Here is a 14,302-nt window from a genome sequence, read left to right as displayed (position 1 = left end):
CATGGAACCAAGGCTAGCGAATTACGGCCTGGGTTAATTGATGGGCTATTTCCTGTTGAGGCAATATATGTGTAACGCATTGAAGCTCTACCGCAGCCCGGGGCATGCCATAGACAATGCAGGTTTCTTCCGACTCAGCAATCGTGGTTACGGCTCCCGCCTGTTTTAAAGACAGCATGCCTTTGGCTCCATCCGATCCCATTCCTGTCATGATTACAGCATGACGCTTCAATTCCTTTAATGGAAGAAGCGATTCGAACAATACATCCACTGAAGGGCGATGCCCGTTTCTCGGGTCTTCCTTGCTTAAATAAATCTTGTACATTCCCGGACCATTGCGGGCAACCATCATATGATAACCGCCTGGAGCGATATAGGCCCATCCGTTGGTTAAGGCCATGCCATTCTCCGCTTCCACCACATGCAGCTCAGAGATGGAATCCAGTCTTTGAGCCAACGATTTGGTGAAGTTCGGAGGCATATGCTGAACGATAACGACCGGCGCCGGAAAGTCAGCTGGTATACTAGAGATGACCTGGTGCAGCGCGCGGGGACCACCGGTTGAAGTCCCTATGGCAACCAGCTGCGTTACTTGTGCAGACGTTGAGGAAATCTGCGATTGAGGCTTAGGAGGCTCTACGGCAGCAGCCGTTTCCTGCTTCGCAATAAGCTCCTTCGCTGCCTTGAGTTTGTCAAAAATAGTTGTCCTGAGAGGATTGACTGCGAACTTAGCCGCATTGGTCTTCACGGCAATGTGCAGCTTTTCAAGCAGTGAAGCTTTCACTTTATGAAGATCAAGCGATATAGAGCCCGAAGGCTTGCCGACAAAATCGACGGCTCCTCTTTCAAGAGCAATTATCGTTTCCCTTGCCCCTTCTTGTGTCAAGCTGCTTAACATAATGACCGGCGTCGGATGCTCCGACATAATTTTCTTTAAGGCATCGAGTCCGTTCATCACCGGCATTTCAATGTCCAAAGTAACGGCATCCGGCTTATGCTTCTTCACCAATTCCACTGCTTCTAAGCCGTTCTTGGCAGTCGCCACAACCTGGAACTGAGGATCCTCCGAGATGAGATCCGTAATGATTTTTCTCATAAAAATCGAATCGTCGACAACAAGTACGTTATAGGTTTTCATAAGAAGTTACTCCTCCCCGCAGATTGTCTGATTTGTTGGTTAGAGGATGTGCTACTGTCTCAAATATTTCATCATTTTTGACATAAAGCTTTTTACAGCACCCTCTTGCTGCGCTGACGGCAATTGCCTGGAGATATAATCATCTGCCAATCTGCTGATGGATTGCGATGCAGCACAGGAAGGATATTGTATCGTAAAAGGAACCTGCTTCTTGACAGCTTTGGATACGCTGTTATCGTCATACACATAACCGATGGCTGGGATATCCAGTTTTAGAAACTGCTTTGCCACCATGCTGATCTTATCCGCTGTCTGCCTTCCTTCCTTCCAATCAGCTACGCGGTTCACTACCAATTTGAATGGAACCGACGGTTCCATCGAATGGACCATTTTGATAATGGCATAGGCGTCCGTAATAGACGTAGGTTCCGGTGTTGTAACAACGATCGTTTCTTCTGCCGACAAAATAAATTTCAAGGTTTCCTTGGACAAGCCCGCTCCCGTATCAAAAATAATAAAATCAACCGTACCATTGAGCTGCATCACTTGTTCTGCGAAATAATCAAGCTGCTGCTCCGTCAAGCGGATAAGATCCTGAAAGCCGGAGCCCCCTGCGATAAATTGCAGACCGTACGGCCCCTGCTCAATGATATCCCAAATCGTTTTTTCTCTCGTTAATAAGTGGTAGAGGCTGTGTTTGGCTGTGACACCCATCAATACGTCAATGTTCGCCAGGCCGATGTCAGCGTCAAAGACGAGAACCTTGTATCCTTTTTTCTGTAGAGTTAGCGCAAAATTCAGCGTGAAATTCGATTTGCCGACCCCGCCTTTCCCGCTTGTAACCGTCAGTATACGGGTAGCGATAGCTTCTCGATGCTTCTGCTGATGCTGCTTAAGGATAAGATTCCGGAGCCCTTGCGCCTGATCATTCATACGGGACGCCCCCCAGCACCAGATCAATGATCCGCTGCTCATCCAGTTCCGTTATATCCTCGGGAACGCTTTGACCGTGAGTCACGTAGGACATCTGCAGCTGAAACTCATGTGCGAGATTAATAATGGACCCGTAAGTCTCCGTTTCGTCCATTTTGGTTAACAATAGCTTGTCCAGCTTGAATTTGGTAAAGTTGTCGGCTATAGCCTTCATGTCTTTATACTTGGTTGTCAAGCTGAGTACAAGAAACGTTTCACTTTTCCCTTCTGTTTGCAGCAGGGCGTTAAGCTCCGAAACATACATTTCATTGCGGAAATTGCGGCCCGCCGTATCCATGAAAATAATATCGCGATCCTTCATTTGTTCAAAAGCTCTCGGCAAATCCTGCGGAGAAAAGACAACTTCCAAAGGAACATTAAGAATAGTACCGTATGTCTTCAATTGCTCTACTGCAGCTATCCGGTACGTGTCGGATGTAATAAAACCAACTTTGCGATGGTATTTCAATACTTGCTCCGCTGCCAGTTTGGCTATCGTTGTTGTTTTCCCTACACCCGTAGGGCCTACAAAGTGAGCGACCTTCGTTTCGGGGTCCAGCCGTTTGTTCGTACCCTGTACGAATAATTCATGCAGCTGTCTTTCCAGGGAACGGCGAACCTCTCTTTCCGTAATAGGGCTCCCGTCAGCAGATGCTTCTTCAGCCGCTCTAGTCATCAGCTGCTCCACAAGCTCCGGATCGATCTCTTGCTCCAGCAAGCGCTGCTGCATTTGCTCAAGAACCGGATCCATCGGTACCCCCTGGGTTCCGTGAACGGATAATTGCTGCATATACTGCTTCATCTGCTTGATTTCCTGAAGCAGTACATCATCTCTGGAGTGCGGCGCATGCATCTGTACGGGTTGTTGAACGGCAGGCTGATGAACCGGCTTCGATTCATGCCGCTGCTCGGGTACAAGCACATCCGGAACCTCCGGAAAGGACAAGCTCTCGTTTACATCGGGCTCAGTATTCATTTTCAAGGGTGTCGGTCTAGTATAAGTGATCTTCTCCGTAATTATCGGAGCTGCCGGCTTCGAAAGCGGCACGACAGGCTGTCCCGATCCTTTGGAGATAGACGGTGCGGCGGCTGCCGCCGCAGAATCCGTCGCTGCTATGACTTCAATCTTTTTTTTGGAGAACATGCCTAGAAATCCGCCGGAGCGAATTTCTTTGGTGTTCAGTATGACAGCGTCCTTGCCGAGGTCAGTCCGTATCTTTTGCAGCGCATCCGGCATCGAATCCACAACATAACGTTTCACTCTCATAGATTAACGACCCCCATGCTTTGAATTTCTACGTTAGGCTCGAGTTCGCTGTAGGACAATACTGGAATGTCCTGCATTGTTCTTTCAAGCAGCTGTCTTAAATACATCCGGATCGTTGGTGAGGTCAAAACGATAGGCTGTTGACCCGCCTGAATAAGTCTTGTCACTTGATCCGTCACTCGTTGATAGATCATTTGAGTGGAGGATGGGTCGAGCGCCAAGTAACTTCCTTGATCGGATTGCTGAACGGACTCGGCAATTTTTTTCTCCAAGGAAGGCCCTACAGTAATCACCTTCAAGGAATCACTTCCTGTTGCATATTGCTGTGTAATTTGTCTTGAGAGAGACTGTCTTACATATTCTGTCAAGATTTCAGTGTCTTTCGTATAAGTACCGTAATCGGCCAAGGTTTCCAGAATCGTGACCAGGTCGCGAATGGAGATTTTTTCACGAAGCAGCTTGACCAGTACCTTTTGTACGTCCCCGATGGACAATACATTCGGAATCAAATCGTCCACAAGAGCCGAATAGCTTTCTCTGACATTCTCGATAAGCGCTTTGGTTTCCTGACGTCCCAGTAGCTCGTGCGCATGCTTCTTAATCACTTCCGTCAGATGCGTCGCTACTACCGAAGGAGGGTCAACCACGGTATAGCCCGACAGCTCGGCACGTTCCTTCATGACTTCGTCGATCCATAAGGCCGGCAAGCCGAATGCAGGCTCAAGCGTCTCGATACCAGTGATGGAATCATCATCAATCCCCGGGCTCATAGCCAGGTAGTGATTGAGCAGCAGCTCTCCTCGAGCAACGGTGTTACCTTTGATTTTGATCACATATTCATTAGGCTTTAATTGAATATTGTCGCGAATCCGGATCACGGGAACGACAAGTCCCAATTCCAAGGCACACTGTCTTCGAATCAATATGATGCGGTCCAGCAGGTCTCCGCCTTGCTGCGTGTCTGCAAGCGGGATTAGCCCGTAGCCAAACTCGAATTCAATGGGATCAACCTGAAGCAGGCTGATAACACTTTCGGGGCTGCGCACCTCTTCGATCTGCTGTTCCTCGACCAACTGATCCTCCTGTGCCTGCTTCATCTCCAAATTGCGCTGCATTTTGGTGGCTGCAAAGGCAAGAAGTGCAGCAATCGGCAATGTAGTCCACAAGTGGATCGGTGTAAAAATACCGAGCAAAGTAATCGTTCCTGCAACGATATACAACAGCTTTGGATACGACAAGATCTGTGTAGTCAGATCATGGGCCAGGTTTCCTTCAGATGACGCGCGAGTAACGATCAGACCCGCTGCGGTGGAGATAAGCAAGGCCGGGATCTGGCTGACCAGCCCGTCCCCGATCGTTAAGATCGAATAGATGGATCCGGCTTCCTTGATATCCATCCCTTTCATAGTCATCCCTATGATCAGTCCGCCCAGGATGTTAATGATCAGAATGATGATCCCCGCGATCGCATCCCCTTTGACAAATTTACTGGCACCATCCATCGCTCCGTAAAAATCCGCCTCGCGGGAGATCTTCTCACGGCGTTCCTTGGCTTGCTGTTCGTTGATCAAGCCGGCGTTCAAATCCGCGTCGATACTCATTTGCTTACCGGGCATTGCATCCAGGGTAAAACGTGCAGCTACCTCGGCAACGCGCTCAGAACCTTTGGTAATAACGATAAACTGGACAAGCACAAGGATGATAAATACGACGAAGCCTACAACGATGTTCCCTTGGGCAACGAAGGAACCAAAGGTTTTGACCACATTACCGGCCTCGGCATTCGCAAGAATATTACGGGTTGTCGAGACGTTCAACGCCAATCGGAACAGCGTGGTAATGAGCAGTAAAGAAGGAAAAATTGAAAACTGCAGCGCGTCCCGAGTATTCATTCCTACCAGAATAATCATTAGCGCAATCGAGATGTTAATGATCAGCAGGACATCTAACAACCATATGGGAACAGGTACAACCATCATAAGGATGATACCGATGATGCCAATCAATACGACCAAATCTTTCACTTTCATTGCAGATGCCCTCCTTTCCTCCATTAATTAGCCTTGCCTTTAACCTTATACACATATGCTAATACTTCGGCCACAGCCTGGAATAAATCCGCTGGAATGCTTTCTCCGATTTCTACCTGAGCATACAGCGCTCTGGCCAAAGGCTTATTTTCCATCGTAATAATTTGATGCTCCTTAGCCACTTGTTTAATCTTTAATGCGATGTAATCCGTTCCTTTCGCTATGACTGTAGGGGCTTGCATATTTTTGGCATCGTAGCGCAGCGCTACCGCAAAGTGAGTCGGGTTCGTAATAATGACGTCTGCTTTGGGAACATCCTGCATCATACGCTGCAGCGCCATTCTTCTTTGCTTTTCACGAATCTTCCCTTTAATTAATGGGTCACCCTCGGTTTTCTTGTACTCATCCTTAATGTCTTGCTTGGACATGCGGATGCTTTTTTCAAATTCGTACTTCTGATACATATAATCGAGCAGAGCCAGCACGATGAGAACCAGCCCGATTTTGATGCCCAATTTCAAGGTAACGGAAGAAGTAAACAAGATGACATTTTCCAATGGCAGTCTTGCCAAATCCATCAACCGGCCTTTTTCCGCCCATAACGTAGAGTAGACAACATATCCGATGATCGACATTTTCAGGATCGATTTCACGAAGTCGACCAGGGCCCGCAGAGCGAACAAACGTTTGGCGCCTTCAATCGGATTAATTTTGTTTAATTTCATCATCAGCGGCTCTCCGGTTAACAAAAAGCCGACTTGCAAATAGTTCGTAAAAATCGCAATGACTACCGAAACCAACAAAATGGGAATAATGATCAGCATGCTCTGCATAAACAGCTGCCTGAACAGAACCCAGACATTCTCCATCGTGATGTCCCACGTCAAGTAGTCATAGAAGATGGAGCGGAACACATGCACAAGCTGCTCTTTCATATAACCGCCAAATAGATAAAAGGAAAGAAAGGCAAAGAACAAAATAAATGCAGCAGGCAATTCCATGCTTTTGGCAACTTGCCCTTTTTGCTTGGATTCCTGCCGCTTTTTCGGGGTGGCCGGCTCCGTTTTTTCTTGGGAAAACATTTGTAAATCCAGCTTCAAACGAAAAGTTTCCAAGTCGTTCCAGTCCTCCCGATTATCCTGAAAGCAAACCAATGAATTTTTGTATGGAATCCAGCATCGAAGTAAACATATCCGTATATACGTAACGATAGGCCGGGAACAGCAGGGCTAACAAGATAAAGCCAACGGTGATCTTGATCGGCATCCCCACAACAAAAATATTGAACTGGGGAGCTACCCTTGCCAGAAACCCAAGTCCCACATCCGTAAGAAAGATGGATACCACTAGCGGTGCCGCCATTTGAAAGCTGATGCTGAACACGCTGCTGAACGTCTGAACCATGAATTTGGCTATATCGCCGCTGTACATTTTGGCAAATAGTGGGTTAGACAGCGGAATCCAGTCATAGCTCTCCATAATCGCTTTTAGCAGCAAATGATGACCGTTAAAGGACAGGAACAGCAAAATCGCTATCATATATTTCAGATTCCCCATAACAGGGCTTTGCGCGCCCGTCATAGGATCGATCACGTTAGCAATACCGAATCCCATCTGAATATCGATGAAGGCTCCGGCTATTAAAAGGATCTGAAAGAACATATAAGCGATAAATCCTAATAAAAGACCGACTAAGATCTCTCTAATCACAGAAAGCAAGTATAGAGAGTCAAAGGTTGCCGGATCTTTCATCCCAAATAGGGTGTAAGCCATCAATGCTATAAAAAAAGCAATTCCGATCTTAAAATGCTGTGGTACGTTCCTGGCCGAAAAGATAGGTACCACGACAAAAAACGAGGCGATACGACAAAAATAGAGCAGAAAACCAGGTAAATACTGTGTCACCCATTCCATTTACTCACAGCCTAGCCGATAAATTTATATAAGTTATTCAACAGGTTATAAGTAAAATCAACCAGCGTTGTAAGAATCCAAGGTCCAAAAATCAAAAACGATACCAGCACCGCAACGATTTTCGGTACGAAAGCCAGCGTCTGCTCTTGAATTTGTGTGGTTGCCTGAAAAATACTGATGATCAAACCTACGACCAAACCGATTAACAGCATGGGGGCACTGGCTTTCAAGACCGTATACACAGCCTCACCGGCCAATCGAATGACAAACTCGGAACTCACGTTACTTTTCCTCCTGCACGGCCGAATGTAGTGATCATGTATTGTAGCTAATCAGCAAGGACCTTACAACAAGATACCAGCCATCAACCAAGATGAAGAGCAAGATTTTAAACGGCAGCGAGATCATGACCGGCGGCAGCATCATCATCCCCATGGCCATCAAAGTACTTGATACGACCATGTCAATAACCAAAAACGGGATAAAGATCATAAAGCCCATCTGAAACGCCGTCTTCAGCTCGCTTATGGCATAGGCGGGAACCAATGCTGTTAATGGAGTATCCTCTACTCCGGTAGGCGGCGCTGCCTTGGAATAATCCAGAAACAGCTTCAAATCCTTTTGTCTCGTATATTGAAACATAAATTTTTTCATTGCTACGGACGCTTTATCCAATGCGGCGGTTTGCGAGATTTCTCCCTTCATGTACGGCTGTAATGCATTCTGATTCACATCGCCGAGCGTCGGCGCCATAATGAAAAAGGTCAGAAACAAGGCCAAGCCCACAAGCACCTGGTTGGGAGGCATTTGCTGCGTTCCAAGCGATGTTCGAACGAAGCCGAGCACGATAATAATTCTTGTGAAGCTGGTCATTAGAATAAGAATTGCAGGCGCTATACTCAGTACCGTCAGCAGCAAAATGATATTGATGGTATTGGAAGCCCCCGAACTGCTGTTGGAGCTCCCAATATCAATATTGATTCCCGGAATCGGATCTGCCGCATAAGCCTGGGAAGACCACATAACGGTAACGGCCAACAAGGTCATGATAGTAAATGCCAATGCTTTATATTTCATGGTTTATCATTCAACCGATCTTTGTTATTATCATCCATCAGCAGCTCATCGACCCTCTTCTTCCGATCGGATAGGTGCTGCATCTTATCATGGAACACTTGCTGGAAGGATGCCGTTATATCTTCACCTTCACTAGGCTCCTGTTTGTTCCTAAGCTTATTCCACCATCCGCTTAGCGATTCAAAAGTAGGAGTACTGATGGCATGATTCGTCAACATGCTTGTTATGTAAGCAACTTCTTCCTCATCATCGATCTTCTCGATTAGCTGGACGTTGTCTCCGACACCGACAATATATATAGAATGTCCGATTTCAACGACTTGAATCGATTTGTTTTGTCCTAACGGTACTCCTCCGAGCGAACGCAGGGACCGTCCGAACAAAGTTTTATTTTTTTGAGAAAGAAACTTCACAATTACAAAAAAGATTCCGATAATAACAATAAGGAAAAAAACAACCTTAACTACCATCCACAGCGTACTCGCCGTATCCGTACCCGGATACGCAAAATCAGGTGTGTCTTTTGACAACGGCTCTGAAGGAGTGCCGGGTTCCCCGTAACAAAAGCTCGAGAAACCGGCCAGTTGAATGATCCCCATAATGATGAACGACGTGAATCCGGTCAAGAGTCTGTTCAAGTTTCACATTCCTTTCGGCTGTAAGACTCTCCCCTATGTACTATTATCCCAGCGTCTTTTTGATAGCTTCGATAACACGGTCCGCTTGGAAAGGTTTTACGATAAAATCTTTGGCTCCCGCTTGAATAGCGTCGATAACCATAGCTTGTTGGCCCATCGCGGAGCACATGATGACTTTAGCGTTAGCATCGATCTTTTTAATTTCCTTCAAAGCTGCGATTCCGTCCATTTCCGGCATGGTGATGTCCATAGTGATCAAGTCAGGACGCAATTCTTTAAATTTCTCAATGGCTTGAGCGCCATCGTTTGCTTCTCCTACTACCTCGTATCCGTTCTTTGACAAAATGTCTCGGATCATCATTCTCATAAATGCTGCGTCGTCTACGATTAGAATTCGGTTTGCCATGGGTGAACAGTCCTCCTAAAGTATGTTTGTTATTGTAATTTTTGAATGCGGTCCCACTGATTCACAATGTCTGTTACACGAACCCCGAAGTTTTCATCTATGACTACAACTTCACCTTTAGCAATAAGCTTGTTGTTCACTAAAATATCGACAGGTTCGCCGGCCAGCTTATCCAACTCGATAATCGATCCTTGCGAGAGCTCGAGAATGTCTTTAATGACCTTGTGGGTTCTTCCCAGCTCTACGGTTACCTTGAGCGGAATGTCCAGAAGCAGGTTCAGGTTGGCATCCTCAGCAGGCGATAGATTCATCGGTGTAAAGTTGGAAAATTGCGCTGGTTGTACATTCACATTGCGAGCAGGTCCTGTGCCATATGCAGCAGGCGGTTGTTGGTACATAGGCTGCTGCGGCGCCGCCATAGGCTGCTGGTACATCGGTTGCTGCGGCTGCATAGTCGGCTGCTGGTACATAGGCTGCGCATAGGGATCCTGAACCGGCGGCGCCGCATGCTGCTGTTGAGGAGCAGGGGCCGGAGCAGGTTCCGGCACCGGTGGTGCAGGAATTGGCGCAGGCTCTACCGCAGATGCTGCTGCTGATTCTTCTTGGCTGTCTCCCCCTCCCATCAATATTGAAACCATATCCCTCGCGAAGTGTACCGGAAGCAACTGCATAATCGTGGAGTCGATTAAGTCCCCGATTGTCAAACGGAAGGAGATTTTGATAAATACATCTTCGGGAGGAAGTGTCGAAGTTCCTCCTTCTTCCGCTAAATTTAGTATATCAATGCCCGGAGGTGAAATGTTCACGAAACGGTTAAATATTGTTGACATTGATGTCGCAGACGACCCCATCATCTGATTCATCGCTTCTTGAACGGCGCTGATATGGATTTCGGTCAAATCCGCTTCGCCCACTGTGCCTTCTCCGCCCATCATGAGGTCAGCGATGACTTGAGCATCACGCGTTTTAATAACCAACAGATTGATGCCATGGAAGCCATCAACATAATTGACATGGACTGCAACATGCGGCTTGGGGAATTCATCTATCAACGCTTCCTTCGCAACAATCGACACTTTCGGCGTTGTAATATCGACTTTTTTCCCCAAGAGCGTCGACAAAGCCGTCGCTGCGCTGCCGAAAGTAATATTCCCTATCTCTCCGAGCGCATCCTGTTCCAGCGACGATAAATAATCTTCCACATACACCTCGGTAGTGCTCGGACTGCCTGAACTGTCACCGCCGGAGGATTGTCTTAACAATGCGTCTATTTCCTCTTGAGACAAATAATCTTTGCTATTCGTCATTTTCTTCCGCTCCTTCATCGACAATATCGGTTATTTGCAAGGCCAATTTTCCACGAGTCGTTCCCGGCGTACCGTAAAACTTCAGCTTTTCACCTATACGAATTTTCAGCAATTCATCCACCGGCTTTTGCAAAGAAATCACATCGCCTACGTTTAAGTTCAGGAATTCTCCAACGGAAATTTGCGACTCGCCTAGTTCCGCTATAATAGGAAGCTTAGCTCTATGAAGTCTGGATTGCAGGGCCATGACTTCCTCAGGTGCGCTTGTTTTCTTCTGGGATACGAACCAATGATGAACCGATAGTCTTGGCATGATAGGCTCGATAACGACGTGAGGAATACACAGGTTAATCATCCCCGTTGTATCGCCTATTTTGGTACTTAACGAGATCAGCGCAATCGTCTCATTAGGGGAAACAATTTGCATAAATTGCGGATTCGTTTCCAAGGCTTCCATTCGTGGCGACAGGTCGACCACCGTTTTCCACGCCTCCTGCAGACTCTCGAAAGCTCTGCTGAAGATACGTTCCATAACGATCGTTTCTATTTCCGTCAGGGCATTAATTTTTGACGGTGTCGTGCCAGCCCCTCCCAAGAGACGATCCAGCATAGCAAATGCTACGTTGGGATGGACCTCGAGGACCATTCTGCCTTCTAATGGCTCAGCCTCAAAGATATTGAGGATGGTCATTTTCGGAATGGAACGGATGAATTCATCATACGGCAGCTGCTCCACCTGCACTACGTTAATCTGAACGAAGGTCCTGAGCTGCGCCGAGAAGTAGGTTGTTAAATAGCGGGCAAAGTTCTCATGAATTCTTGTTAAGCTGCGAATATGATCCTTCGAAAAACGTACGGCTCTTTTAAAATCATAAGCGCGGACCTTCTTCTGCGTCTCTTCCTTCTTAAGTTCTTCCGCATCCATCTCACCCGAGGATAACGCAGCCAATAAGGCGTCAATTTCATTTTGTGAAAGTACATCAACCATAAGCGTCACCTCCTGTACGAGTGTCTATTGCCTCCAATTATTGAAGCACATGTTCCGTGATCCAAATTTGTTTGATTTTACCGGAGGATAGTAGTGGATTCATTTTATTCATAAGGACCGAAGTCAGATTATCGAAGCCTTTACTTCCCTGAACCTGCTCAGGCGTCATGTCGGCTAGCGTTTGCACGATAATGGCCTTCATTTTGAAATCCAGCTTCTCAAACTCTTCCTTGGCCTTCTTATTTTCCATCTCAAAGGCAAAGCTCGCTTTTACAAATCGGTTGTTCGCAGCGAGGTTTGTCAAAATATCTTTCATGATCACTGTGTTTTCTTTGGTTTCATCTGGCGACACCTTTTTGCTCTGTACTTGATTAGCTGAGCTAATCGCTTGGTCTTGCGAGGTTTGATTCGCTTTATCCATATAATTCCACAAAATGAAAGCAGCCGTTAAAATTAAGGTTATAGCTATAAGGATGGCAACGATTAACAGGAAAATTCGACTTTTTAACAACTACAACCCCTCCGAATCCAAACTCTTGATGGTTCCAACAATCGATCCTATGGACTGCATATACTGCGTCGCAAGCTGGACGACATCGGTAACAGGCTCCAACACGGTTATTTTTTTGCCGGTGGTTAAGGTAATCATGGTGTCCGGCGTTTCTTCAATACTTTCAATCAAGATGGCATTAACAATAATGTGTTTGCCATTAAGACGAGTCAGTCGAATCATAAACAGCCTCCGATAGAAAAATTAGGGGGAGTGAAACCACCCCGCAGCGCTCCCCCCTTTAAATAATTATCGTTTGAGGTTAACAACCTCTTGCAGAATCTCATCGGATGTCGTAATGATTCTGGAGTTCGATTGGAATCCGCGTTGAGCTACGATCATTTCGGTAAACTCGGACGTCAGGTCCACGTTGGACATTTCCAATTGTCCGGCAATAATTGCCCCTGTTCCAGTTGCAGGATCGTTAGGAACTGAAGTGGCCAAGTCGATATCTTCAACGTTGGAGTTCGCGGTCGTACGGTATAAGTTGCCGCCCACTTTTTCCAAGCCTGCCGGATTCGGCACCTTAGCTACCGCAATGACGTTGGCTGCACCGGTTGTACCGTCCGCTTTTGTCGTAATGACTTCACCGTTTTGCGAAATGGAGAACGCAGTATCATCAGCTTCCAGCGCAATAATTCCGCCCTGAGTATTCAAAACAAACATACCGTCGGCCGTAACCAACTGACGATTCGCATCAACAGTAAAGTTACCAGCGCGTGTTAAGAACATGTCATCAGTCGAGCCGGTCGGTGATACTGCAAAAAATCCGTCTCCGTCAATACGCAAGTCCGTAGGTACATTGGTAGTCATCGCGCTTCCCGGCGTATGTACAGTATCGATAGCGCTGATAGCGACGCCCAGACCGATTTGCTTCGCGTTAACGCCGCCCTTGGCTCCGGCTTCAGGAGCCGTTACACCGGCAACGGATTGGCTGAGAATGTCCTTAAACATAACGCGACCCGCTTTAAATCCGATCGTGTTAACGTTAGCAATATTGTTACCAATGACGTCCAGCTTGGTTTGAAATCCTCTCATACCGGAAACGCCTGAGTAAAGAGATCTTAACATGAACCATTGCCTCCCAAATTGTTGGTTAGTTGTTCCGGTTGCTTCGATCGTTCCACAACCGTGGGCCCCCTGTCGGTCCAGCCCGTTAGTTAAGAAATAATGACTGCACTATCGATTTGGGTAAATAAGTTGTCCTTCATCGAAGCGCCATCGACGGCAGTGACCACAGTTCTGTTCTTGATGTTGACGATCAAAGCCGTGTCGTTAATCAGCATCAATGAATCCTTGGCGCCTTTGGCTGCCGCTTTATCAATTGCTGATTGGATCTTGGCCAGCTGCTCGGGTTTGAACTCAATACCGCGCTGCTGAAGCCTCTCCTCCGCATGATGACTGAATCGAAGGAGCTGGTTTTGCAATACCGATTGAAACGAATTCGCTGGCTGGGCCGGCTGATGTTCCGTTCTTTGGAGCCTGGACGTTCTTATGCTACCTGGATACAATTGTCCGACAGATATTCGATCGGTCATTTGGTCTCCTCCGGTATAGCGATTTGCGTGACTTGATCAAGTGCGATTTTATCTTTTCCAACAACAGCGAACTGGGCGCCATCCTTAACAACGATAGACTCTACGACTCCCGTCTTCGGAACCGTTTCTCCTTTTTCGTTCGTCGTATTCCATGTAATCGATTTGCCGATGAGTCCGGATGCAAAACCTAACGACTGTCGAAGCAGCTTCATTTCATTGCTCATATTCGTCAATTGCTCAACCGATGTAAACTGAGCCATCTGAGCAATAAACTCTTTATCCTGCAATGGTTGGGATGGATCCTGGTTTTTCAATTGAGCGATCAAAATTTTCAAAAATTCGTCTTTTCCCAGGTCATTCTTTTTGTTTTCCTTAGCCACATTGCTAACGTTTGTTTTTGCATAGTAGGGCCATACATTTTTAGTGCTTACGGATGAATCCGACACGGTTTCACCTCCCGGACATTCACATTGCTTT

At 46.7% G+C, this 14,302-nt stretch carries 17 protein-coding genes; all 17 read right to left on the bottom strand.

The features are described from left to right. Nucleotides 1–13: 13 nt before the first annotated feature. Entirely contained in the window at nucleotides 14–1,138 is a 1,125-nt protein-coding gene (locus tag ABEA66_RS29650) for a protein-glutamate methylesterase/protein-glutamine glutaminase (protein WP_345593314.1), read from the bottom strand. 51 nt (nucleotides 1,139–1,189) lie between these two features. Then, nucleotides 1,190–2,071, bottom strand: coding sequence for a MinD/ParA family protein (locus tag ABEA66_RS29645; RefSeq protein WP_079910252.1), 882 nt, complete (start codon nucleotides 2,069–2,071; stop codon nucleotides 1,190–1,192). After that, entirely contained in the window at nucleotides 2,064–3,377 is a 1,314-nt protein-coding gene (flhF, locus tag ABEA66_RS29640; RefSeq protein ID WP_345593309.1) for a flagellar biosynthesis GTPase FlhF, read from the bottom strand. Before flhF ends, ABEA66_RS29645 begins: the two co-directional genes overlap by 8 nt. Next, nucleotides 3,374–5,407 carry a flagellar biosynthesis protein FlhA gene (gene flhA / locus ABEA66_RS29635; RefSeq protein ID WP_345593307.1) on the bottom strand — a complete coding sequence of 678 codons (2,034 nt, stop codon included), beginning with the start codon at nucleotides 5,405–5,407 and terminating at the stop codon, nucleotides 3,374–3,376. The genes flhF and flhA overlap by 4 nt, the downstream gene beginning before the upstream one ends. Before the next feature lie 23 nt (nucleotides 5,408–5,430). Beyond that, on the bottom strand, nucleotides 5,431–6,522 hold the full coding sequence (flhB, locus tag ABEA66_RS29630; RefSeq protein WP_345593305.1) for a flagellar biosynthesis protein FlhB: 1,092 nt from the start codon (nucleotides 6,520–6,522) through the stop codon (nucleotides 5,431–5,433). Between the two features lie 19 nt (nucleotides 6,523–6,541). Beyond that, nucleotides 6,542–7,321, bottom strand: coding sequence for a flagellar biosynthetic protein FliR (fliR, locus tag ABEA66_RS29625; RefSeq protein WP_079910255.1), 780 nt, complete (start codon nucleotides 7,319–7,321; stop codon nucleotides 6,542–6,544). An 11-nt stretch (nucleotides 7,322–7,332) separates the two neighbouring features. Further along, complete coding sequence (gene fliQ, locus ABEA66_RS29620; protein WP_079910256.1) at nucleotides 7,333–7,602, bottom strand: flagellar biosynthesis protein FliQ; 270 nt, start codon at nucleotides 7,600–7,602, stop codon at nucleotides 7,333–7,335. Between the two features lie 34 nt (nucleotides 7,603–7,636). Continuing rightward, nucleotides 7,637–8,368: a flagellar type III secretion system pore protein FliP gene (fliP, locus tag ABEA66_RS29615; RefSeq protein ID WP_377739254.1), complete on the bottom strand. Its 732-nt coding sequence runs from the start codon at nucleotides 8,366–8,368 to the stop codon at nucleotides 7,637–7,639. A 26-nt stretch (nucleotides 8,369–8,394) separates the two neighbouring features. Further along, complete coding sequence (locus ABEA66_RS29610; protein ID WP_256865330.1) at nucleotides 8,395–9,036, bottom strand: flagellar biosynthetic protein FliO; 642 nt, start codon at nucleotides 9,034–9,036, stop codon at nucleotides 8,395–8,397. Nucleotides 9,037–9,079: 43 nt separating this feature from the next. Further along, a complete protein-coding gene (locus tag ABEA66_RS29605; protein ID WP_028550434.1) occupies nucleotides 9,080–9,442 on the bottom strand; it encodes a response regulator in 363 nt (120 codons plus the stop codon). Nucleotides 9,443–9,471: 29 nt separating this feature from the next. Further along, nucleotides 9,472–10,749 (bottom strand): flagellar motor switch phosphatase FliY, encoded by a 1,278-nt coding sequence (gene fliY, locus ABEA66_RS29600; protein ID WP_345593302.1) that lies wholly within the window; start codon nucleotides 10,747–10,749, stop codon nucleotides 9,472–9,474. Next, on the bottom strand, nucleotides 10,739–11,737 hold the full coding sequence (gene fliM / locus ABEA66_RS29595; protein ID WP_192705197.1) for a flagellar motor switch protein FliM: 999 nt from the start codon (nucleotides 11,735–11,737) through the stop codon (nucleotides 10,739–10,741). The genes fliY and fliM overlap by 11 nt, the downstream gene beginning before the upstream one ends. A gap of 37 nt (nucleotides 11,738–11,774) precedes the next feature. Then, nucleotides 11,775–12,248: a flagellar basal body-associated FliL family protein gene (locus tag ABEA66_RS29590; RefSeq protein ID WP_079910259.1), complete on the bottom strand. Its 474-nt coding sequence runs from the start codon at nucleotides 12,246–12,248 to the stop codon at nucleotides 11,775–11,777. Beyond that, complete coding sequence (locus tag ABEA66_RS29585) at nucleotides 12,249–12,470, bottom strand: flagellar FlbD family protein (RefSeq protein ID WP_079910260.1); 222 nt, start codon at nucleotides 12,468–12,470, stop codon at nucleotides 12,249–12,251. A gap of 66 nt (nucleotides 12,471–12,536) precedes the next feature. Further along, complete coding sequence (flgG, locus tag ABEA66_RS29580) at nucleotides 12,537–13,358, bottom strand: flagellar basal body rod protein FlgG (RefSeq protein WP_079910261.1); 822 nt, start codon at nucleotides 13,356–13,358, stop codon at nucleotides 12,537–12,539. A gap of 89 nt (nucleotides 13,359–13,447) precedes the next feature. Further along, nucleotides 13,448–13,825, bottom strand: coding sequence for a TIGR02530 family flagellar biosynthesis protein (locus ABEA66_RS29575; RefSeq protein WP_079910262.1), 378 nt, complete (start codon nucleotides 13,823–13,825; stop codon nucleotides 13,448–13,450). Continuing rightward, on the bottom strand, nucleotides 13,822–14,271 hold the full coding sequence (locus ABEA66_RS29570) for a flagellar hook capping FlgD N-terminal domain-containing protein (RefSeq protein ID WP_079910263.1): 450 nt from the start codon (nucleotides 14,269–14,271) through the stop codon (nucleotides 13,822–13,824). The genes ABEA66_RS29575 and ABEA66_RS29570 overlap by 4 nt, the downstream gene beginning before the upstream one ends. Nucleotides 14,272–14,302 lie beyond the last annotated feature (31 nt).

The organism is Paenibacillus vulneris, assembly GCF_039543185.1.
In the GTDB taxonomy this organism is placed as follows: domain Bacteria; phylum Bacillota; class Bacilli; order Paenibacillales; family NBRC-103111; genus Paenibacillus_S; species Paenibacillus_S vulneris.
This window is presented reverse-complemented; position numbering and strand designations above follow the sequence as displayed.